At 63.3% G+C, this 22,367-nt stretch carries 14 protein-coding genes; 5 read left to right on the forward strand and 9 right to left on the reverse strand.

Features of this window, described 5'->3' with window-relative positions; all coding sequences use genetic code 11:
• Nucleotides 1–66: 66 nt before the first annotated feature.
• From PF446_RS08700 to PF446_RS08710, 3 genes are read left to right on the forward strand one after another with little or no spacing between them, the layout of a single operon-like run.
• On the forward strand, nucleotides 67–5,037 hold the full coding sequence (locus PF446_RS08700) for an Hpt domain-containing protein (RefSeq protein WP_298071040.1): 4,971 nt from the start codon (nucleotides 67–69) through the stop codon (nucleotides 5,035–5,037).
• Nucleotides 5,034–7,124, forward strand: a complete 2,091-nt coding sequence (locus PF446_RS08705; RefSeq protein WP_298071041.1) for a chemotaxis protein CheB — start codon at nucleotides 5,034–5,036, stop codon at nucleotides 7,122–7,124. The genes PF446_RS08700 and PF446_RS08705 overlap by 4 nt, the downstream gene beginning before the upstream one ends.
• On the forward strand, nucleotides 7,121–7,591 hold the full coding sequence (locus tag PF446_RS08710) for a chemotaxis protein CheW (RefSeq protein WP_298071042.1): 471 nt from the start codon (nucleotides 7,121–7,123) through the stop codon (nucleotides 7,589–7,591). The genes PF446_RS08705 and PF446_RS08710 overlap by 4 nt, the downstream gene beginning before the upstream one ends.
• Before the next feature lie 15 nt (nucleotides 7,592–7,606).
• Here the strand turns inward: PF446_RS08710 and PF446_RS08715 are convergent, their stop codons facing one another.
• Both PF446_RS08715 and PF446_RS08720 read right to left on the reverse strand, forming a co-directional pair.
• Entirely contained in the window at nucleotides 7,607–8,341 is a 735-nt protein-coding gene (locus tag PF446_RS08715; protein WP_298071043.1) for a 16S rRNA (uracil(1498)-N(3))-methyltransferase, read from the reverse strand.
• A gap of 45 nt (nucleotides 8,342–8,386) precedes the next feature.
• Nucleotides 8,387–10,498, reverse strand: coding sequence for a glycosyltransferase (locus PF446_RS08720; protein WP_298071044.1), 2,112 nt, complete (start codon nucleotides 10,496–10,498; stop codon nucleotides 8,387–8,389).
• Between the two features lie 187 nt (nucleotides 10,499–10,685).
• On the opposite strand from PF446_RS08720, the gene mrcB reads away from it, so the two are divergent.
• A complete protein-coding gene (gene mrcB, locus PF446_RS08725; protein WP_298071045.1) occupies nucleotides 10,686–12,977 on the forward strand; it encodes a penicillin-binding protein 1B in 2,292 nt (763 codons plus the stop codon).
• 2 nt (nucleotides 12,978–12,979) lie between these two features.
• A complete protein-coding gene (locus PF446_RS08730) occupies nucleotides 12,980–13,492 on the forward strand; it encodes a tetratricopeptide repeat protein (protein WP_298071046.1) in 513 nt (170 codons plus the stop codon).
• A gap of 8 nt (nucleotides 13,493–13,500) precedes the next feature.
• Here the strand turns inward: PF446_RS08730 and PF446_RS08735 are convergent, their stop codons facing one another.
• From PF446_RS08735 to PF446_RS08765, 7 genes are all read right to left on the reverse strand, one after another.
• The gene (locus PF446_RS08735; protein ID WP_298071047.1) at nucleotides 13,501–14,202 is read right to left on the reverse strand and encodes a pirin family protein; all 702 of its coding nucleotides are present in this window, start codon (nucleotides 14,200–14,202) and stop codon (nucleotides 13,501–13,503) included.
• Between the two features lie 146 nt (nucleotides 14,203–14,348).
• Nucleotides 14,349–17,477, reverse strand: a complete 3,129-nt coding sequence (locus PF446_RS08740; protein ID WP_298071048.1) for a hypothetical protein — start codon at nucleotides 17,475–17,477, stop codon at nucleotides 14,349–14,351.
• Nucleotides 17,478–17,622: 145 nt separating this feature from the next.
• Entirely contained in the window at nucleotides 17,623–18,159 is a 537-nt protein-coding gene (locus PF446_RS08745) for a DUF924 family protein (protein WP_298071049.1), read from the reverse strand.
• A gap of 138 nt (nucleotides 18,160–18,297) precedes the next feature.
• On the reverse strand, nucleotides 18,298–18,987 hold the full coding sequence (locus PF446_RS08750; protein WP_298071050.1) for a VIT family protein: 690 nt from the start codon (nucleotides 18,985–18,987) through the stop codon (nucleotides 18,298–18,300).
• A gap of 235 nt (nucleotides 18,988–19,222) precedes the next feature.
• Nucleotides 19,223–19,951 (reverse strand): sulfotransferase family protein, encoded by a 729-nt coding sequence (locus PF446_RS08755; protein ID WP_298071051.1) that lies wholly within the window; start codon nucleotides 19,949–19,951, stop codon nucleotides 19,223–19,225.
• Between the two features lie 285 nt (nucleotides 19,952–20,236).
• Nucleotides 20,237–20,458 (reverse strand): hypothetical protein, encoded by a 222-nt coding sequence (locus PF446_RS08760; protein ID WP_298071052.1) that lies wholly within the window; start codon nucleotides 20,456–20,458, stop codon nucleotides 20,237–20,239.
• Between the two features lie 966 nt (nucleotides 20,459–21,424).
• On the reverse strand, nucleotides 21,425–22,126 hold the full coding sequence (locus PF446_RS08765; protein ID WP_298071053.1) for an alpha/beta hydrolase: 702 nt from the start codon (nucleotides 22,124–22,126) through the stop codon (nucleotides 21,425–21,427).
• Nucleotides 22,127–22,367: the final 241 nt, after the last annotated feature.

Here is a 22,367-nt window from a genome sequence, read left to right on the forward strand (position 1 = left end):
GGCCATACCTACGGGCTGACCCACCTTTTGCCCGACGCGGGCGAAGTGGAGCGGGCGCAAAGCTCCATGACCGGCCACAACCGGGTCCTGCTGGATACCGTTTCCCTGGCCATCAAGGAGGACTTGCTGCGGGTCAAGGATTCGCTGGATTTCTATCTGCGCAAGCAGGGCGGCGATCCGTCCGAATTCGCCAGCCAGGCGGAGCAGCTGGATCGGGTGGCCGATACGCTGGGCATGCTGGGACTGAACGTGCCCCGCCGGGTGGTGGGTGAACAGCGCAACATCATCCAGGACATCGCCAGCGGCGTTCGTCAAGCCGATGAAGAGACGCTGCTGGATGTGGCCGGTGCACTGCTCTACGTCGAGGCTTCACTCGACGACCATATCCAGAGCCTGGGTTCCGAGAAAGCTGCCGACGGCTCGCAATGGAACGACGAGGACAGTGAAGATGATGCCGACGGCAGGGGGCCGCAAACGGCATTGCCGCGTAGCGAGGCACGCCAGGTCCTGAGCACCTTGCTGAAGGAGTCGATCGAAAACCTGGCCAAGGTCAAGGATTCGATCGTCGCCTTCATGGAGTCGCCATGGGACCATGTGTATCTTGAGGGCACGCCGTATCTGATCAGCGAAATCGCCGGCGCCATGCGCATGCTGGACGAGTCGCGGCCGGGCGAATTGCTGGATGGCGTGGGACGCTTCATCGATAACGAACTGGTGATCGACAAGCGCATCCCGACCACCGAACAGATGGACAAATTGGCCGATGCGCTGGCATCGCTGGAATATTATCTGGAGGCTGCGCGCGATCGACGTGGCGGGCTGGAACACATCCTCGAAGTGGCGGAGGATGCCTTGCGCGACCTCGGGTACTGGCCGGTTCCGCCTTCGCGTGCTCCCGAGCTGGAACAAGAGCCGGAAGCTGTGCCCAAAGCCACGCCAGAAGCCGACTCCGCAGCGTTCGCGTCTTCGGCAACGCAGGATGTTGCAGATGCGTTGCCGGAAGACCTGGGTGAACTGGACGAGACCGTAAGCGTTGCGCCGGGCGAGGATCTGCATGATCTCGTGGTCGGCGAAGAAGATCAGCAAGCGCCCGCAGGCGAGGATCTGTCGGGATTGAATCTGGCGGATACTGAAAAGACCACCACTCCGCAGGGCGAGGACTGGGTCGAGATCGAGGAAGAGATCGAGGTCGAGCAGACCGTGTCCGACCCGCTGGCCGCTGAAGCAGGATTCCAGGGCACCACGGACGAGCTCGACGAGGAAATCCGTGAGGTTTTCCTGGAAGAAGTCGAGGAGGAGATCACGGGACTTCAGGACAAGCTTGATGCCTGGAAGGCAAAGCCCGACGACAGCGAGCGCCTGACCCCCATCCGTCGCGCATTCCACACCCTCAAGGGTTCCGGGCGCCTGGTAGGCGCCGCGGTGCTGGGTGAGTTCTGCTGGAAGATCGAGAACCTGCTCAACCGGGTGCTGGACAGCACCATCAAGCCGGACGCCGCCGTGTTCGGCTTGATGATGCACGCCGTAAGCGCTTTGCCCCAACTGCTCTCCGCGTTGCGCGGCAATGCCGTGCCGGATGCGCCATTGTCAAAGATCATGGATCTGGCCGATCGCCTGGTGGCCGGCGAACGTCCGGACATCGAGGCTGAGCTCCAACCCAGCAGCGAGCGCGTGCGCAAGGTCGTCAAGCGGCGTGTGCCCCGCGTGCAAACCGAAGTCGAGGACATCCCGAGCTCGACCCTGGCCGACGTCGAGATTCCGCAGGCGCAAGGCGAGCAGGAGGCGTCGGACGAGGCGATCCAGCTGCCCGCGATTCCGCACATGGATCCGGTGCTGCTGGAGATACTCAGCAGCGAGATCAGCCAGCACCTGAGCGTGATTCAGGCGGCGCTGGAAGCCTCGGGCGAAGGCGATCTGGACATCGATGAGCCGGTACTGCGTGCGGTGCATACCCTGCATGGCGCCATTGCCATGGTGGAAGTGCCGGTTCTGGCCGAAGTGCTCTCGCCGCTGGAAGGCTATCTCAAGCGCTTGCGTGCCGGCGAGACGCCGATGCCTGCCGATGGCAAGGCCGCGCTTGCCGAAGCGGTGCAGGTGACCGAAGAGGTGGCGACCCAGTTCAACCAACCGCACGCACAACTTCCCGATTGCTCCGCCTTGGTGCAGCGCCTGGAAGCCTTGCGCGATTCCCTGGCCGAGCCCCATCTGGCACATGTGTTCTATGGCGACAGTGGCGAATCTTCCGCGGCGGACACCGAGGCAGGCGATCAGTGGGTCACGCAGGCGGATGCAGATTCGGATCACGTGGCCGGCGACGACGATCTGCCGCAGGGCAGCGATGCATCACCGGAAACGCTGGATCAGCTGCCCGCCGATGATGTTGAATCTGAAACGGTTTCGGAGACGGTCGAGCAAGATACGATGCACGCCGCCCCAACCGCGGAGGAGGACGCAACGGAGCAGGAAAGCACTGTTTCGGACAACGCCAACGCTGAGGCCGACGTCCAAAGCATGGACGGGTCTGCCTCGTACCCGGAGACACCTGAAGCTCCAGTCCAGGAGCCCGTGCAAGCGGAGCAACCCGTGGCGCCGCCGGAAATGGCCCGCTCCGGACTGGGATCGTTGCCGGAGGACTTCCAGTTTCCGGACGATCCGCAGCCGGACGGCAAGCTCGACAAGCCCGATCTGGATGCCGACCTGCTGGACATCTTCATCGAGGAAGGCCGGGACATCCTCGATCATTCCGATACCATCATGGCGCACTTGCGGGAGGCGCCCCAGGCACGTGAATACGTGGTCGATCTCAAGCGCGACCTGCATACCCTGAAGGGTGGTGCACGCATGGCCAGCCTGGAGGAGATCGGCGGACTGGGCCATGCCATGGAGACACTGCTCGAGTCCGTGGACTCGGGTCATGTCGGCATCGACGTGCTCACCGTGGAGTCGCTCGAGCTTGGCTTTGATCGTCTGCTCGGACTGCTGCAGCGGGTAGCGAACAATCAGGCTGTGGCATTGCCGGTCAACGCCATTCATTACTTCGAAGCGCTGGCCCGGGGGCAGAAGCCCGGCCTGGAAGGCAAGCCGGAAGCCACTGTCGAAGTCTCGTCCTCGCAGGACGTGTCGCCGGCGCCAGACGCTGCGCCGGCGCACGACGTTGCCTTGCAGGACGAAGAAGACGCAGGTCGCGCTCCACAGGAAATGATCCGTGTGCGAGCCGACCTGCTGGATGCCCTGGTCAACTATGCCGGCGAGGTATCGATCTATCGTTCGCGCCTTGAACAGCAGGTCGGAAGCTATCGCTACAATCTGACCGAGTTCGAGCAGACAGTGGCGCGACTGCGCGATCAGTTGCGCAAGCTGGAGATCGAGACCGAGGCGCAGATCATCGCGCGTTACCAGCGCGAAAACGAGGAAGCGGGGCAGGCCACGTTCGATCCGCTGGAACTGGATCGTTTCTCGCAACTGCAGCAATATTCCCGCGCCCTGGCCGAGTCGGTCTCGGATCTGGTCTCGCTGCAGAGCATGCTCGAGGACATCACCCGCCAGTCCGAAAAGCTGCTTCTGCAGCAGTCACGGGTCAGTTCCGAACTGCAGGAAGGGCTGATGCGCACGCGCATGGTGCCGTTCGATTCCATGGTGCCGACCTTGCGTCGTACCTTGCGACAGGCCTCCAGCGATGTCGGCAAACGTGCACAGTTGCGGGTGCATGGCGCCCACGGCGAAATGGACCGCAACCTGCTCGAGCGCATGAAGGCGCCCTTCGAACACATGATGCGCAACGCCCTGGCGCACGGCATCGAATCTTCCGAAGAACGCGAGAAAGCCGGCAAGCCGCCCGAAGGCACGGTATCGATCGACGTCAGTCGTGACGCCACCGAAGTACTGATCCACGTGCGTGACGACGGTGCGGGTATCGATCGTGATGCCATCCGGGCCAAGGCCATCGAGCGCGGCCTGATGCGCGAGGATGCCAAGCTATCCGATCGGGACCTGTTCGGATTCATCCTGGAAAGCGGATTTTCCACCGCGCAGTCGGTCACGCAATTGGCTGGCCGTGGCGTCGGAATGGATGTGGTTGCCAATGAAATCAAGCAGATGGGTGGTACACTGTCCATCGATTCCGAACCGGGCCAAGGCACCACATTCAACATCCGCCTGCCCTTCACCCTGGCGGTGACGCAGGCCATCATGGTCAAGCTCGGTGAGCTGGTGTTCGCGCTGCCCATGACTTCGGTTCAGGGCGTGGCGCGCATCAGTCGCGAGGAACTCAAGCGTCGACTCGCCGAGGAGAACCCGATCTTCACCTATGCAGGCGAGGAATACGGAATTCACGATCTGGCCCAGCTGCTGGATGTGCCGGCAGGACGCCTTGCCGAAGAAGCCCAGCCGCCGCTGCTGCTTGCGCGAAGTGGCGACCTGCGCGCGGCTGTTCGTATCGACAGCGTGATTGGTTCACGTGAAGTCGTGGTCAAGTCGGTCGGTCCACAAATCAGTTCCGTCCCCGGAATCTTCGGCGCCACGATCATGGGTGATGGATCGGTGGTCTTGATCCTCGACCTGGCCCCGCTGGTGCGCAACGGCGTGGCGCTCAAGCAGCATGCCGAGACCAGCGAGATGCTGGATCCTGTAGAAGTGGTGACCGCCCAGGCCGAAATTCGCGAGCATCCGCTGGTGATGGTGGTGGATGATTCCATCACCATGCGCAAGGTCAGCGGGCGCATCCTGGAACGTCACGACTACGAAGTCACCACGGCAAAAGACGGTATGGATGCGGTGGAAAAGCTGCAGGAACGCGTACCTGACCTCATGCTGCTGGACATCGAGATGCCGCGCATGGATGGCTACGAGCTGGCCAACTACATGAAGAACGACGCTCGGCTCCAGCACGTTCCGATCATCATGATCACCTCGCGAACCGGTGAGAAGCATCGACAACGGGCCCTGGACATCGGTGTCGAGCGCTACCTGGGCAAGCCGTATCAGGAAGCCGATCTCATCGCGCAGATCCGTGAGCTTCTAGAGGACGCACGTCGTTGAGCGCTGACATGGAAGAAACCGGCCACACCCACGGCACACCAGCTGTCGCGCTGCTGTTCGAAGATGCCGAACTGGGCGCTCACTTGCGCAAGGCCCTGCTTGAAACAGGCGCGCGAATCGTGTTCGAGGGGCCCGCGGCCCGGGCCACGCGCGACGACCTGTCCGGCAATGGCGCCGACATCGTGGTGGTGAATCTGGACGCCACGGCCGAAAGCCATCTGGACGCACTGTATGAAATAGTCGACGAGGATACACAGCGCATCATCTTCAATGACGCCGAGGTTTCCAGCGGCTTGTCCGGATGGGATCTGGCGCGCTGGGCACGACACCTGGCCGCCAAGCTGATCGATGCCCACGACGTCGATCCGCCGCGTCCCGAGGCCGCCCGTCCCGTCGAAAGCGGTCCGACGGAGCTTCTGCTCCCGGATGCCGAATTGCCCGAATCCACGCCTGCCCATGAGACACGGTTGAGCTGGGATGCCAATGATCCGGGCGCCGGGAAGGACGGCGAAGGGCTGTCCGAGGAGGACAGTGCCGACCTGACCGCAGAGCTGGAGGCCTTGCTGTCCGAGGATAGCGACCTGCTGGCTCCGCATGAGGAGGAGCCTGTCGTGTCGGGCAGGTCAAGACTCGGGGCCTTCGATATCGAGTTGGGCGAGACGGGATTGCCGGCAACCGACACTTCCGAAGCTTCCATGGATCCGCGTCCAGAAGATGAATCTGTGCACGATAATGTGGATGAACCGGAGGTCGACGAGGATTCGGGACTTTTCCTGGATATGCATGCGGATCCGACCAGCGATTTCATGGACGACAGTCACAAGCAGGCCGACCTTGCAACGGGAAACGACGACCGTGCATTCGAGGAAGCCTTGCGCATGCTCGACGAAGGCCTGGGTGATGCTCCGGACTCCGATGCAGCGGACGCGACGGAATTCGACATGAGCGCCGATTTCTCGATCGCGGCGCAAGACACGAAAGCCTTCGACACGCAGGACGATTTGCTCGACTTCGAGGATATCCCGGAGCTGAAGGACCTTCAGTTTGACAGCGCAGGACCCTCGGCAGAAGTGATCGACGATCCAGCCCAGGCTGACGTCACCGAGTCGAACTCCGCGCTCAGCACGGACCAAATGCCGGAGACCAGAGTCCCTGACGGTGACGCGTTCAGCCTGGTCGACATCGACGGGGACGAGGATCGGTCGCCGGCGCCTGTCGAGACCCGGGTGGAAGCCCCGCAGGCTCCGGACTGGAGCCTGGTGGATTTCGATGAATTCGGTGTGGCAGGCACGCCCGGAAACGGATCGGACGATGCCGCAGACACAGCGGATCCATCGGACTTTGGCATCGAAAAGATGTCTGCTGCCGAATTCCTGTCCCCGCAAGCCGATTCTTCCGAGGCGTTTCCAGAGCCCACGAACAGTCTGGAACTGGAACCCCTCGAGCAGGCGCTGAGTCCGAAGATGATGGAAGAGGGGCTTGCGGTATACACAATGGACCTGGGAGAAGGCGCGGGTATCGAACGTGCAGTCGTGATCGGCGCGGGCAAGGGCGAGGAAGCCCTAACCGGATTGCGGGATTTACTGTCGGCGCTGACCCAAAAGCCCGCTGCCGCCATGCTCGGTGTAGTGCACCAGCAGGGCGGTGATCTGAAAGCCCTTGCGGACGAGCTGGATCAGGTCAGCCCGCATGTATCGGTGGGCGTGGCGAAAAATGACGGAAGGATTCGACATGGCGTGCTGCTGCTGGTGCCAGCGGGCAAGCAGGCAGCAGTCAGCCTTAAGGGCAAGGTCCAGCTTCTGGACGCCGCTGATCCGTCCTTGTCCAATCCATCCATCGACCTGACCATGACGCTGGTGGCCCACGAGTTGCGCGAAAACGCGCTGGCCATGGTATTGGCCGGAGACGCCATTGACGCCCTGGCAGGTGCACAAGCCGTCCGCGACTGCGGTGGTCGCGTCTGGGTACTGGATCCTGCCGATTGCACCGAAAACACCATGGTTTCGTTGCTATGTGAAGAGCAACTGGCACAGTTCACCGGCACGCCCCAGATGCTGGCCGCTGAATTGCTCAAGGAATTTTCATGAACGAAGCGTTGCCCCAGGAAATACGCGGCGTCCTGATTACCGTGACCGGCGGCCGTCTGCTGCTGCCCAACGCCAGCGTCAGCGAGGTCATCACCATGTCCAACCCGGAGCCGGTCGAAAACGCACCGGCCTGGCTGCTGGGCCGGGTCAGCTGGCGTGGCTGGCATGTGCCGCTGGTGTCATTTCCAGGCATGGTGGGCTGGGAGCAGACCGAAGGTGAGCTGCACTCGCGTGTAGCCATCATCAAGGCCCTGGGCGGCAATCCACGGATGCCCTTCATTGCCATGCTCACGCAAGGTTTTCCGCGTCTTACCGCGCTCAGTCCGGATGTGGTCGTGCCCGACGCCTCCGAGGAGGCGTTGCCCGAGGGCATCAGCGCACAAGTCATGGTGCGCGACGATCAGGCCTATATCCCGGACCTTGCCCTCATCGAGGCGCGCGTTTCCGAGGTGCTCGCGGCGGCCTGAGGATCTGCGGCGACCTCAAAGGTCCCCGTGCAGGGCCTGCAGTGCCGCCAGTGCGGCAGGTCCGGCGGTTTCGGTGCGCAGGACACGTGGCCCCAGATTCAGACCCGTGAATTTCGCCGCATGCAGCGCGGCCAGGTCGCGATCGCCCCAGCCGCCTTCGGGGCCGATGGCAAGGATCGCGCCGGACGTGCTTGGGGACAGGTCCCGCACCCGCATCTGGGCATCGGGCAGCAGCGCAAGGCGCAGTTGCGACATCTCCCCGAGCGAATCCAGCCAGTCCGCAAGATTGCGCGGCGGGTCGATCCACGGCACGCAGGCACGCCCGCTCTGTTCGCAGGCGCTGATCGCCACGGCTTGCCAATGCTTGTGGCGTTTATCCGCTCGCCGGGCGTCCAGCCGCACTTCGCTGCGTTCGCTGTTCAGCGGCACGATACCCATGACTCCAAGCTCGGTCGCCTTTTGCACCACCCAGTCCATTTTTTCGCCACGGGCGATGGCCTGGGCCAGCACCAGCGGCAGCTGCGATTCCCGGTCCACGGCGGCGACGGACTCCAGAAATACGCGTGCCCTGGTGCGATTACAGGTGTCCAGATGCCCCTGGTAATCGTGCCCGTCGCCGTTGAACAGCGTCACGGCATCCCCCTCGCGCAGGCGCAGCACGCGGATCGCATGTTCGGCGGCTGCCATGGGCAGGTCCAGTGTGGCCCCTTTCGCGAGGGGCAGGTCGACATGCAGGCGGATACGTCGCATCGGGCTCACCTATTCGGTTCGTGCGCGGCCGGGTAGCGGCGCGCTTCAATCGAGGATCGCGCGCAGTGTGGCAGCAGCGGCTTGCGCAGAGAAATGCCGTCGCACGTTTTCCAGCCCGCCGTCGGACAGTCGCAGCCACAGTTCGGGATCATGGTAAAGGCGCAGCACGGCGGCAGCGAAATCCGCTGCCCCATCGGCCATCAGGACGTCGCGCTCATCCTCCAGGTGCATGCCTTCCGCGGCCAACGACGTGGCCACCACCGGCAGGCCATGGCTCATGGCCATGTTCACCTTGCCTTTCACGCCCGCGCCAAAGCGCAGGGGTGCGACCGAAACGCGGCAGTGGCCCATGAACGGCGCCAGGTTCTCGACACGCCCGTGCAGGGTGATCATGGGGCTTTCCAGTTCGCGCCGTGCCTCCATCGGCACATCCCCCAGTACATGCAGGTGCAGGGGGGGCTCCTGATCCGCCAGCAGGGGCAGGATCTCGCGTGCCATCCAGCGCACCGCGTCGGCATTGGGTGGATGCCCGAAGCCGCCCAGAAACACGAGGTCGCGTCGATCGGCGAAATCGCCGCGACGACCATGCACGGGATGCACGTTGGATACCTGTTCCACGCGTGCACCGGGGACCTCGCGCTGCAGCAGCTCGCGTTCCACGGGACTGACCACCAGCGTGATGTCGCTGGCGCGCACCAGGGCCAGTTCGCGGCGGCGGGAGGCTTCAGCTTGCCGCTGCATGACGGCGCGTCCGGACAGTCTTGCCGCCCGATCCTCACGCAGAAAATGCAGATCCACGGTATCGAACAGCACGCGCGCCCGCGGGGCGTGCGCACGTACCATCGGCATCCAGGTCTGGGCGATGCCTGCGCGGCACAGCATCACCGCGTCCAGCGTCTTGCCGTGGCGGCGCAGCCAGGTGGATGCTTCGCGCGTCCAGGGTCGACACAGCACATGCACGCCCAGCGCACCCAGTGCGTCGATACGGGCATCCTCGGCCCGGGCATCATCGGGTGCCAGCAGTACCTGCCAGCCGATGGCGTGCAGGATTTCGAACAGGGCGCACAGGCGCAGCGATCCGGAATCGCGCGACGGGTCCGGCACCTGGGCATCGATCACCAGAATGCGTCCCCGGACATGCTGACGCAGGGCATCCTCGATCGGTGTTCCCGATGCCGTTTGCATCGCCAGCGCATCGGCATTGCGCGCGACAAAGCGCTCCCGGTTCGTTCGCTGGTGGCGCTTCATGCCCTGCTCGGGATCGGTTCCCGCAGTCGCACCCTCAAAATGCACCACCAGACTGCCCGGCTCGTACATGACCCGGTAGCCGGCGGCACGCACCGCAAAGGCGAGGTCCGTATCCTCGTAGTAGGCCGGCGCGTAGTCGGCTGCGAAGCCGCCCACCCGGCGAAAAAGATCTCGCCGAATCATCAGCGAAGCACCGGACACGTAGTCGACCTCGCGGCGGAATCGGTAGCGCGGGTCGTGACGATCCTCGAAGCGCCCAATGTTGCTGCACAGGCCATCGGCATGAACCAGGCCGCCGGCCTCCTGCAGGCGACCATCCGGATACACCAATCGACTGCCGACGATGCCGCAGCGTGGTTCCTGGTCCAGGCACGCAAGCATCGCGTCCATCCAGTCTGGCGTGACCTGGGTGTCGTTGTTGAGGAACAGCAGCACTTCACCGCGTGCCGCTTCGGCGCCATCGTTGCAGCTTTGGACGAATCCGGTGTTGCGCGCGTGGCGAACCAGCCTCAGGCCCTCGATGTGTTCCAGCACCGCGGCCGTGCCGTCGGGCGAGGCGTCGTCGACCACGATCACCTCGAAGCTTGCCCGTGCTCCGTGCCGGGTGATCGAACGCAGGCAGGTCAGGGTGAGGTCGCGCTGGCCATGCACCGGGATCACCACCGTCACGCGCGGCGAATGCGCGGCCACGGGCAGCGCGAACGGGCGGGTATCGGCCTCGACCGGGGCGACCTGCAGGCTGGCATCGCGCGCCGGGCGACGACGAAATTCCTGGGCGATGCGACAGGCGGTACCGCGCCAGCCACGCTGGCCAAGGCTCAGGGTCACCCGCTGCAGGGTGTAGCGCAAACGCCGCAGTCGCCAAACCAGCGACTGGGCCCCAATTCGGCCCTTGTCGTGCCCGCTCATTGCCCTTCCATCATGCTGCCGATGCGGCATTGTAGGGGCAAACTGGGTCGAGGTTCCGCGGCGCGGCAGATGAACTCTGAACCGCACCCGGATCCGGGCTGGCGCAGACCCCAGTACTCACGGCACCATAGACCTTGCTCCGGACCTTGATTCGACCTTGACTGATCGCCACCATCACCGTTCTACCATGCGCCGCCTGTGGTCCTGGCTGCGCGTGCCGTTCTGGCTCGGCCTGGGTTTCGGGCTGGGTTTTGTGCTGCCGTATACGCTGATCCTGAATACGCGTGTGCAGGCGCGATTCAACGATCTGGTGTTTTCAGTGCCCACGCGCGTGTTCGCGCGGCCCTTGCCGATGCTGGTCGGCGAGCCGATGAAACCCGATGCACTGAAGCTGGAGTTGAAGTTTGCCGGTTATCGGCATGACGCAGAGGGCCGCGTACCGGGAACCTGGACCGGCGGTGGGGACCACTTCGTGATCGCTTCGCGTGGCTATGCCGGTCCCGAGGGCGGCGAACTGCCGCTGCGGATACGGGTCACCCTGGGCCAGGACCAGATCACCGCACTCACCCGCGCCGACAATGGCCAACCGGTGAAGAAGACGCACCTGGACCCGGCACGCATCGCCACGCTGTATGGCGCGCAGCAGGAAGAGCGGCGCCTGGTCGACCTCAAGCAGGTGCCGACCTTGTTGTTGACCGGCCTGCAGGCCGTCGAGGACCGCGACTTCAAGCATCACTTCGGGATCGATCTGAGCGCCATCGCGCGGGCCATGTGGGCCAACCTGCGCGCGGGGCATGTGGTGCAGGGCGGGTCCACGTTGACCCAGCAGCTGGTGCGAAACCTGTTCCTGGATCGCAACCAGACTCTCGTACGCAAGGCCAACGAGGCGCTGCTTTCGATGCTGATCGAGGCGCACTACAGCAAGGGCCGTATCCTGCAGGCGTACGTCAACGAGGTCTTCCTGGGCCAGCGCGGCAGTCAGGCCGTGCATGGTTTCGCAGCGGCCAGCGAGTTCTATTTCGGTCGCCGCCTGCAGAACCTGAGGCCGCGCGAGATCGCCTTGCTGATTGGCCTGGTGCGCGGGCCCAGCTACTACGATCCGCGTCGCTACCCGAAGCGCGCGCTGGCGCGGCGCAACCGGGTCCTGGACGAGTTCTATCAGACCGGCCTGATCAACGATAAGGTGCGCAAGTATGCTCAGGGCCAGCCGCTGGGAGTGGTCCCGGTACCGCAACTGGCACGCGACCGCTTCCCGGCCTTCATGGAGCTGGTGCGTGCGCAGATCACCAGCGACTTTGACGACCAGACCCTGCGCAAGGATGGCTTGTCCATTTTCACCACACTGGATCCGGCCGCGCAGATCTATGCCGAGCAGGCCGTGACCCATACGCTCGATGGCATGGGCAAGCATGGCAAGAACCTGCAGGCTGCGGCGGTGGTGACCAATGCGGACAACGGCCGAGTGTTGGCGATGGTCGGCGGTCGTGATCCGGGACAGCCGGGGTTCAACCGTGCGCTGCATGCACAGCGCCCGGTGGGTTCGGTGATCAAGCCCTTCGTCTATCTGGAAGCGCTGGCGCAGCCGCGACTGTTCTCGCTGGCCACGATGCTGGACGACACGCCGGTCAATTACCGCCAGCCCAACGGCAAGATGTGGTCACCGCAAAACGATGACCACATCGCTCACGGCAAGGTGCTGCTGGTGGATGCGCTGGTCAATTCCTGGAACCTGGCGACGGTGCACCTGGGACTACAGATTGGCGTGGGCAACGTGGTGGACCTGCTGCATTCATTCGGACTGCAAGGTATCAACACCAACCCATCGCTGCTGCTGGGTGCGGTGGACCTTTCCCCCGTCCAGGTGGCGCACCTTTACGAATACCTGGCCTCGGGCGGGCATGCCTTGCCGCTGCTGTCGGTGCGCGGGGTGCTGGACAAGCACGGCAAGACCATCAAGCGCTACGAGGTGAAACCGGGGCGGGGCGAATACCATGCCGCCGTGCAACTGGTCACCTACGCTATGCAGCAGGTCGCCGTGCGCGGCACCGCGCACTCGATCACCGACGGCGGTCTGGGCTGGATGCACGCGGCGGGCAAGACCGGTACCAGCGACATGCAGCGCGACAGCTGGTTTGCCGGTTTCACCGGCGACCGCCTGGCCGTGGTCTGGGTGGGCCGTGATGACAACAAGAGTACCGGCCTGTGGGGCTCGTCCGGCGCGCTGAAGGTCTGGGAAAACCTGTTCCAGAACCTGCCCACCCGCCCGCTGCATGTGGACGACAGCAGTGGGACCCTGCAGTACGCGTGGATCAACCCGAAGACCGGCCACACCACCGATCCACAATGTCCGGACGCGCGACGCATGCCGTTCATCGCCGGGAATCTGCCGAGCGAACACGATGGTTGCTTCTGGCAACATCTGCGTGGCGTGTTCGGCGGCCAGCAGGCCGGTCCAGCCAGTGCATCCTCCGGACCATGAGCATGATGCGCATCCGTTTGTTGTGGGTTTTCGCCGTGGCCATGCTGCTCGAGGCCTGCGTCACTGCAACACCGCCGAAACCGGTCCCGCCGCCATCGGCTGGCGAAATGCTTTCCGCCATCGATGCTGCCGGGCAGCAGGTGCATTCGGCTGTCAGTGTCTTGCCCTTGCGCGATTCGTCGCTCCAGCATCTGCTCGACCAGGCGCATGCGCAACGCGCCGCGGGACAGTATGCGCAGGCCGCCCAGACCCTGGACAAGGCGCTTGCGATCTCGCCCCACGCGCCCGAGCTTCTACAGGCGCGCGCGGAGCTGGCCGTGCGCTTGCATCACTACGCCAAAGCCGAGCAGCTGGCCCGCAGCTCATGGACGCAGGGCCCGCGTGTGGGCAGCCTTTGCGCTCGCAACTGGGAGACGGTGGCCGAAATGCGCCGGGCGGCCGGTGATGCGAGCGGCGCTGCGCAAGCCCGCAGCCATTTGAGCGGTTGCAGCATCAAGGGCGTCATCCGCATGTAGCCCGGCGTTCAACGGGGCAGGTCGAACACCAGTACCTCGGACTGCATCGCATGATCGAGCGTTATCGTATCCTCGTTCTGCAGCTGGACTGCGTCGCCCGCCTGCAGCAACTGGCCGTTGATCGCGATCTGTCCGCGCGCCACATGCACGTAACCCAACCGGCCCTTGTCCAGGCCCAGCGTTGCCGTTTCATGCGAATCGAACAGACCGGAGTAGACGCGCGCATCCTGATGCACCACCAGCGACCCGTCGCGACCGTCCGCCGATGCGATCAGGCGCAAGTGGCCGCGGCGTGATGCCGGGTCGAAATGCTTCTGCTCGTAACCGGGCTCGAGACCCGTACGATCGGGAAGGATCCAGATCTGCAGGAAATGGGTCACCTGGTCGGCGGCATGGTTGTACTCCGAGTGCCGAACGCCGGTGCCTGCGCTCATGCGCTGCACGTCGCCCGGACGGATCACCGAGCCGTTGCCCATGTCGTCCTCGTGCGCCAGCGCGCCATCCAGCACGTAGCTGAGAATCTCCATGTCGCGGTGGCCGTGGGTTGCGAAACCCTTGCCCGCTGCCACGCGGTCCTCATTGATCACCCGCAGCGGACCCAAGCCCATGTGCGCCGGATCGTGATACCCGGCAAAGGAGAACGTGTGGAAGGACTTCAGCCAGCCGTGGTCGGCATAGCCGCGTTCGATACTGCGCCTGAGTTCGATCATGATGGTCTGCCTCGTGATGCAACACGGACTTTGCCGTTCGCCGGGCGCAGCATAACGCCTGCGGCGCAGCGTATGGACAGGCCTGGGGAAACAGTGCGTTTCATCCACGGCGCACGCCACCCCTACGGGGCGCGTGCGCCCGGATTTCAGTGGGTGCTCACGGAAGCCTGGCCTGCCGACTTCAGTTGTGCGTTGACCTTGCGCAGCCCAGCGCCCGCCAGGGGACGCCATGCCTGCAGCGTGGCCTGCAACGACTGCGTGAGCTTGGCGTAGGCTGTGCGGCTGTCGACACTGGGGTCGGCGTCGGCACCGTCCACGGCGCGTTCCAGTTTGGCCAGGTCTTCGGTCAGCGCGCGCAGGCTGTCGGTGCGCTTGGGCGGCGTCCCCATGGAGTTGCGCGGGTCCACGTGCAGTTGCACGCCGGAGACCGTCAGCATGCGATCACGCAGAGCGACGACATGGCGGCGCAGCGGTGCATTCCCGGCCAGCTGCGTCTGACGATCATCCAGTGCATGGACCAGGGTGCCGGCGCGCTTCAGGGCCTGGGCGGCACGCACCTGGGCGGACTCGACCTTGCGCGCGAGGTCGAACTCACGGCGCATGGCGGCCACCGTGACCTTGACCCGCGGATCGGGCTTGAGCGTGAGCGGCTGGCGCAAGTGATGTCCGGCCACGGACAACGCCACGGAATAATGTCCCGGCGGCGCCCAGACGCCGTTCTTTTGCGGCTTGTCCGCGGCGTGTTTGCCCGGGCGCGGATAGCGCAGGTTCCAGACGAAGCGATGCATGCCGGGGCGTTTGCTCAGCAGCGAAGGCGTTGTCACCCATTGCGGCGCATAGTCCAGCGTGGCCGGGTCCGGCTTGGCCACCTTTTCGGCGCTGCTGAAGCGGCGCACCAAGTGCCCCTGCGCATCACGCACGGTCAGCGTGACCGGACCGTGGACTCCGGATGGCACCACGTAGTCGATGTAGGCGCCGTCCGGCGGGTTGGCCGCCTTGGGTTCCTCGGCGGGCATCGGGGTGCCGGTGAAGCCGGCCGGGCGCACGCGGTAGGCCACGGCCGGCTTGAACAAAAGGGCCTTGTCCGTGGACGCGCCGTGCATCTGCCGCAGCGCGGTCACATCGTCCATGATCCAGAAGCCGCGTCCGTGGGTGGCGATCACCAGGTCGTTGCCGTGCACGTCGATGTCGCGCACCGAGGTCATGGGCAGGTTCTGCTGCAGCGACTGCCAGTGCGTGCCATCGTCGAAGGACACAAACATGCCGCGCTCGGTGCCTGCATACAGCAGGCCCGGGTGCTTCGGGTCCTCGCGCACCACGTTGACGAAGGCGTTGTCGGGGATCCCGGCGGTGATGGACGTCCAGTGCCGGCCGCCATCGGTGGTGCGGTACAGGTAGGGACGGTCGTCATCGAGGCGGTGGCGGTCGATGGCCAGGAACGCGGTGCCGGCGGCAAAGTGCGAGGGCTCGATGCCGGCCACCTTCGACCATGCTGTCAGCGCCTTGGGGGTGACATCGGTCCAGTGCGTGCCGCCGTCGGTCGTGCGCCAGACCAGGCCGTCGTTGGTGCCGACCCACAGCGTGCCCGCCTGCAGCGGGGACGGTGAAATGGTGTAGATCACGCCCTTGCGATGACTGACGTGGTTGTCATCGGCGGCCGTGACCGGGTCCAGGTTGGCCGGAATGCCGGCATCCTTGCGCGTCAGGTCCGGACTGATCGGCGTCCAGTGATCGCCACCGTCGGTGGTCTTGAACAGGCGCTGGTTGGCAAAGTACAGCGTCTTGCGGCCCTTTCTGGAAAACTTCAGCGGCAGCGTCCATGCGGCGCGATAGTGCGCATCGGGATAGGCCAGGGTGGGGTCGATCTCGCGGGTCTGCCCGGTATCGCGATCGAGTTTCTTCACCCGTCCGCCGTACACGATGTCCGGATGGTCAGGATCCGGCGCGATCATGTCGCTCTCGCCACCGACGGACATCTCGTGGAACTGCTCCATGGTGATGCCGTCGGAGGTGCTCGTGCGGCTGGGCAGTGCCACCGCACCGGAGTCCTGCTGGGCGCCGTACACCCAGTACGGGAACTGGTTGTCGGTACTGACGTGGTAGATCTGCGCGGTCGGCTGGTTGTACCAGCTCGACCAGGTCTTGCCGCCGTTGAGCGTGATCAGTGCGCCCTGGTCCACGCCCAGCATCTGGTGGTCCGGATGGGTCGGGTCAATCCACATCTGGTGGAAGTCGTCGCCGGTGGGGTCGCCCTTGAGCGCAATGAAATGCTTTCCGCCGTCGTCCGAGCGCAGCACGATGGTGTTCATGGCATAGATGCGGTCGGCGTTTTTCGGATCGACCGTGATGCGGCTGAAATACCAGCCGCGTTTCCAGATGCGTTGGTCGTGACTGACCTGCGTCCACTGGGCACCGCCGTCATCGGAGCGGTACAGCCCTCCTTCCTTGTCCGGACCGTCGACGATGGCGTACACGCGATCCGGCTGGCTGCGCGCGACCGCGATGCCGATGCGTCCCGGATGCGCCGGAAAGCCGTGGCCGGTGATGGCCTGCCAATGACTGCCGCCATCATGCGACACGTACAGGCCACTGCCGGGGCCGTTGGAGGGCGGATACACGCTCCATGGCGGACGCCGGGTCTGCCACAGCGCTGCGTAGATCGTGTTCGGGTCGCCCGGCTTGAAGGCCAGGTCGATGGCGCCGGTGTTGACGTTCTTGTACAGCACCTTGCTCCAGTGCGCACCGCCGTCGGTGCTGCGGAACACGCCGCGTTCGGCGTTGGGGCCGTAGGCATGGCCCAGCGCGGCCACGAACACCACGTTCGGGTTTTTCGGGTCCACCAGCACCTTGCCGATCTGGCGGGTATCGGCCAGCCCGATGTGCGCCCAGGTCTTGCCACCATCGCTGCTCTTGTACATGCCGTTGCCGTGGGCGATGTCCGAGCGCATGTCGGCTTCGCCGGTGCCCACGTAGATCACCTTGGGGTTCGAAGGCGACACGGCCATCGCGCCGATCGAGCCCACGGGCTGGCTGTCGAAGATCGGTTTCCAGGTGCGACCGGCATCGTTGGTGGCCCAGACGCCACCGTCCACCGCGCCAAACCAGAAATGCCGGCTGTCGCCAGGCACGCCGGTCACCGTCAGCACGCGGCCACCGCGGAACGGGCCGATCAGCCGCCAGTGCAGGTCCTGGAACAGGGAAGGGTTCACTGCAGCCTGTGCAGCTGCAGCGACAAGAGCGAGGACAAGCAGGACGAGCGCACGAGAGCGTTTCACGAGACAACCCCTGAAATAGCAACAATCCAAAGGACTGTTATCCCGCATCGGCCAAGGACTCTCAAGGGCCACAGGTCATCCCTGTCCGAATATTGAGCGCAGCCGAACACGCCAAGGCAGTCAATGACCGCCGGCGGCAACCCCGCTAGAAGCTCGAACCCGGTTGTTCCAGAAACGCGGTTTCCTCCGCTGTGGAAGGACGCCCCAGGATCGTGTTGCGGTGCGGGTAGCGACCGAAGCGGTCGATGATGGCCTTGTGCCGCACGGCATAGTCATTCATCTTTTCCAGCCCGTTGTCGCGGAACAGCGGTGCCGCCCAGGCATGGATGGCACGCGACTCGCTGTGCATGAAGGGCATGTACAGGAAATTGCGCTCGATGGCGCTCAGCGCATCGCCCGTGCCGGCGGCGACAGCCTCCTGCGCCAGGACCAGGGCCATCGGGTCGCGTGCAAAAGCCAGCGGGGTGTCGCGGTGGATGTTGCGCGAAAACTGGTCCAGCACGATCACTTCCGCCAGCCGGCCCCTTGGCGTCTGACGCCAGGTAAACCATTCTCCGGCAGCGGCTTTGTCCAGCACGTCGCCAAAACGATCATCGATACGGGCGTCGAAGTCGGCGCTCTTGGTCCACCACATCGATGTATCGATCTCCTGGAACCAGAACGCAAGGATGGTTTCATGCATGGCGAAATCCCTTGTGGGTATGGTCCCGGGCGCGTGTGGAGGCGGGGTCGGCAAGAGGAAGGTGAAAGCCCGGGTTTTCAGGCACGATCCAGCCCAGGCGCAAAGCACTCGCCCGGGCACGGCATGGCCAGGGCGCGATCAGACGGCCACCCCGAACAACGTGCCCACCCCGGCGGTCAACGCCATGGCCAGGGCGCCCCAGAAGGTGACCCGGACCACCGAGACCAGCACGGGGGAACCGCCCGCCCGTGCCGCCAGAAAGCCCAGTACAGCCAGGAAGACAAGACTGCTTGCGGCCAGGCCCCACATCAGCATAAAGGCGGGAAGCAGGTAAACCATCACCAGGGGCAATGCAGCGCCCAGGGCAAAGGTTCCCGCTGATGCGAATGCGGCCTGTACGGGTTTTGCAGCCAGGGTGTCGGATATGCCCAGCTCGTCCCGTGCATGGGCGCCCAGCGAGTCGTGCGCCATCAGCTGCGTGGCGACGCGGCCGGCCAGATCCTCGTCGAGGCCACGCCCGACATAGATGGATTTCAGTTCCGCGTGTTCCTGGACCGGTTTTTCGACCAACTCTTGTTTCTCGCGCAGCAGATCCGCGCGCTCGGTATCGGCCTGGGACCGTACGGAGACGTATTCGCCCGCGGCCATGGACATGGCGCCCGCCACCAGACCGGCGACCCCCGCCACGAGTATCGCCGGGGTTGCGGCACCGGAAGCGGCGACCCCCAGCAGCAGGCTGGCGGTGGAGACGATGCCGTCGTTGGCACCCAGGACGGACGCACGCAACCAACCGGTTCGATGCGTACGATGACTTTCGCGGTGTCTCATGTGTTTGCTGCCTGATGGAATCCCTTGCCCGATGTTACCGCCAGGGCGACGCGATCCAGCATACGCCAAAAAGGCCGACATCCAGCTGGGGCCATGGGGAACGCCGGACCTTCAGCAACACCGTGCGGCCGGCGCGACCGACAGGAAAACGGGCTGCGCGCAGGCCCTCCGTGCGATCGACGCGCATGACCTTGGCCATGGGCGTGTCCGGACAACGGCCAGGCATGTCGAAGCGTCAAATCTTTCCCGCGACGCGGTCCCAGAATTCCTCGCGGTCATTGGTGCGCGGAAACGGCTCGGAAGGAACCGGTTTGTCCAGGAATGCGCACAGCGGTCCCCACCCTTGCTTGACCTCGTAGACAAGCAGCTGCTGGGCCGGAATGGTTTGCTTGACCGCTTCCAGGTGGGCTTCAAAGGACTGGATGAGGCCATCGCGGTCAAGACCCTCAGGGAACCCCGTACGGGCAATGACGCCGGACGACATTTCAAGCCACTCCTTCATCTCGGGCGGGCCTTCGGCTCTTTCGCCGAGCAGCTTGTAGATCGTCGAGGAAAAGCTGTCCGCCCAGCTTTCGGGGCTGCGCTGCGTCAGGATGAACTTGGCGTCGGGATACGCCGTGTGCAATTCGCGGAAGAAACAGGCCGTGGGCCAATCCACCGCACTCACATAGCCGTCGTACAGGCGCTCCCAGTCGGGATGCCCCGCCACGGCCGCCGACCACAGCGGCACCTGGGTGGGCATGTTCTTGAGGACTTCCTCCATGTGGTGGCAGGGTCCCAGCCACAGTTGATGGATGGCGAGTTTCAGCGAGTAGGTGCCGGTGCGACCGATGCCTGCGCCTATGACGGTAAGGGCCATTGTGATGCTCCCCTGAGCGGAAAAGGATCCTGCCGGGTTCTCTTCTTGATTCTGGAGCACGTTCACCGACGGCGTTGAACGGGGATCGCCCCATGCGCGGCCCAAGGAACAGAAACCATGGAACGCCAACGTCAAGCCAAATCCTACAACCAGGATGAATGTGGATGTAAACCAATGTCCGCAAGGCAGGGACCCCCGCGTGCGGCTGCCCACGACCGCTGGTCAGGCTGTGGCCGGGCTTGCGGCAATAACACCGGTCACAGACACGCTTTCCAGCGACGAGGATCCATGTCCTGCGCTCATTCGTTTCACCCGGCGAAGCTAATTGCGATCGTTACCTGACGCCTCAATCAAGACGACCCGGGAAGCCGGGTCGTCATGAATGCCTTGTCAGTCGGCATAGTGCTCAATAACCCGGCTGGCTTCGAGCAGCGATGCTCCAACTTGCTTGCGGTATGCACGAATGGCCGCAACCTTTTTGCCTGAATGGATCAACGCTTGAACAGCAGGCGATGGCGTAGGCAAAGAGGAAAGGTCACGAGGCTTTGGCCGAGAGACGAAAACGGCAATCAAGGCGAGAAAAATGGCGATAAGGGGAAAAACAATGGCCATGGACTGAATTCTTCTTATGCAGCGTACGCGCAGAGTCGTGCTGTCGAGGACGCAGTGCTCGTGGAGCTGGAGCCAGGAGCATGCTTGTTACTGCAATGGGCCATGGGATTCACCACGCCATCGACTGTCTTTGTAGGCAAAGGCCGACTGCCGACTAACGCTGGAATTGAGCGCTGGTATAGCCATCCGTCGCAAATGAACGGTTCGAGGTTACAGCCAACCCATTTGCATCGCGACTCCAGCAACGAAACAACCAAGACCTGAGTAGCCCATGATTTTGGTAGCCCCGATAATGAGTTGTCCTCTCTGGCGTGTCTCTAGCTCGTGAGCCAATGTGCGCACCCAAAAATAAGGAGCGAAAAGAAGATAGCCGATGCCCATGATGAGCCCGTATGCGCTCTTCGGCGATCTGGAGATGTAGACAGCGATAAACAGAACGCCAGTCATCACGAACAAAAGTGCAGCAAGCTTTGTTGAGCCGTCATAACTTCGCGAACTGCCTGAACCTTGCATTTTATGACCTCTAACGTTGGAGTTAAACGGCGCGCGTCAGCGCGTTCGCTTGGATGAGTTGTTAGGCGGAAGAGGTAACTGAGGCCACGAAACTGCCGCTACCAAGCCGCATACGACAGCCAATACCATGTGGGTGAGCGTATCGTGGAACAAACGCTGCGACCAATAGAACCCAAAGTCGGCACCTACCAGTGTTACTGCACCGGTGTAGAGTCGCCGCAGGCCGCTGGCTATGTGTGCCACCACTCGCGCGCGATGCTGGCTTGTTGAATGGCTGTCACGAAGAATCTGTTCGGCAAGTCGGTCTACCTGTTTTGCGTCCATGCTCTGCTCCTTGCCTAACGCCTTAATTCAGCAGCGTTTGAGGCGACGCCAGTTTTTGAGAAAGCAAAAATGGGTGGCGGGTCAAGCGTCCACTGCAATGATTTGTTATGCGACAATCCCGCAAGAATTTCAAGCAATTTCCAGCAACAAATTTGCGAGTTCATCTGGCCTGTTGCTCAAAATCATGTGGTTGGTCTCGATCTCATGGAAACTCCACGCCTCGGACTCTCGAGCGCGGGCCGCTGCTGTCGCAAAATGCGCGTTGCCGATTTCAGATGGATCACCCTGCGTGGCGCGAATGTAAGTTCGACGAAACCCAAATGACTCCAGTGGCTGAGAAAGCCTCACCGGTTCTAGTGCAGTTGCCATTGGCTGGGGTACACGACGCAGATTTTGAAACTGACCCTCACTCGGATCGTCAAATTCTCGCGGCGTAGGAGGAAGAAAATGCTGACTACCAATCTGCAGAGGTGACCGCGGCATTCCGACCAGCGAAAGTACGCTGTCGCCGTCCGATGGCACAAACGCATCCAAATAAACCAAATGTGAGACGCGATCTGCGACGTGCTCCAGGCTGCCAGTAACGACTGCCCCACCATAGGAGTAACCAAGCAAAACGATCTCGCTCAAATCTTCGTAAAGGATTTGATTTACAACATCCTGAATATGAGTGCTGAGCGTGATTTGGGGGCTAGCCAAATGAACGCGCTCTCCAATTCCAGTTAATGAGGGTGTAAACACCTCGTGGCCAGCTTTCTGGAGGCGCCGCCGCACGTGCCTGAAACCAAACGAACCTCCCCATGCCCCATGCACCAGAACAAAAGTTTCCATCTCACCTCCTAAATCTGCACGACGAACAGCATAGCGCCGCGCCGCGAGATATTTGCAAGCTGTTCTTGTCGCCTAACGTTTGACTTAATCGGCTTGCCGCAGGCGGGTCCGCTTGAAGGAAGGGCTAGGTGTGATCTCTCAGTAGGTTGTTCATCCGAGGCAAACCCGAAAGACTGGAGGTGCGAACCGACCAACCCTTCAGGAGCCCCGGATGAACATGCATAAAGGTGCCCGTTTGACG

The organism is Oleiagrimonas sp., assembly GCF_027858935.1.
In the GTDB taxonomy this organism is placed as follows: domain Bacteria; phylum Pseudomonadota; class Gammaproteobacteria; order Xanthomonadales; family Rhodanobacteraceae; genus Oleiagrimonas.

What these genes read in the sequence shown, in the direction of transcription:
- PF446_RS08700 (WP_298071040.1), top strand. Translation starts at nt 67, where the DNA reads ATGACCGGCCACAACCGGGTCCTGCTGGATACCGTTTCCCTGGCCATC.
- PF446_RS08710 (WP_298071042.1), top strand. Translation starts at nt 7,121, where the DNA reads ATGAACGAAGCGTTGCCCCAGGAAATACGCGGCGTCCTGATTACCGTG.
- PF446_RS08715 (WP_298071043.1), bottom strand. Translation starts at nt 8,341, where the DNA reads ATGCGACGTATCCGCCTGCATGTCGACCTGCCCCTCGCGAAAGGGGCC.
- PF446_RS08720 (WP_298071044.1), bottom strand. Translation starts at nt 10,498, where the DNA reads ATGAGCGGGCACGACAAGGGCCGAATTGGGGCCCAGTCGCTGGTTTGG.
- mrcB (WP_298071045.1), top strand. Translation starts at nt 10,686, where the DNA reads ATGCGCCGCCTGTGGTCCTGGCTGCGCGTGCCGTTCTGGCTCGGCCTG.
- PF446_RS08730 (WP_298071046.1), top strand. Translation starts at nt 12,980, where the DNA reads ATGATGCGCATCCGTTTGTTGTGGGTTTTCGCCGTGGCCATGCTGCTC.
- PF446_RS08735 (WP_298071047.1), bottom strand. Translation starts at nt 14,202, where the DNA reads ATGATCGAACTCAGGCGCAGTATCGAACGCGGCTATGCCGACCACGGC.
- PF446_RS08745 (WP_298071049.1), bottom strand. Translation starts at nt 18,159, where the DNA reads ATGCATGAAACCATCCTTGCGTTCTGGTTCCAGGAGATCGATACATCG.
- PF446_RS08750 (WP_298071050.1), bottom strand. Translation starts at nt 18,987, where the DNA reads ATGAGACACCGCGAAAGTCATCGTACGCATCGAACCGGTTGGTTGCGT.
- PF446_RS08760 (WP_298071052.1), bottom strand. Translation starts at nt 20,458, where the DNA reads ATGGCCATTGTTTTTCCCCTTATCGCCATTTTTCTCGCCTTGATTGCC.
- PF446_RS08765 (WP_298071053.1), bottom strand. Translation starts at nt 22,126, where the DNA reads ATGGAAACTTTTGTTCTGGTGCATGGGGCATGGGGAGGTTCGTTTGGT.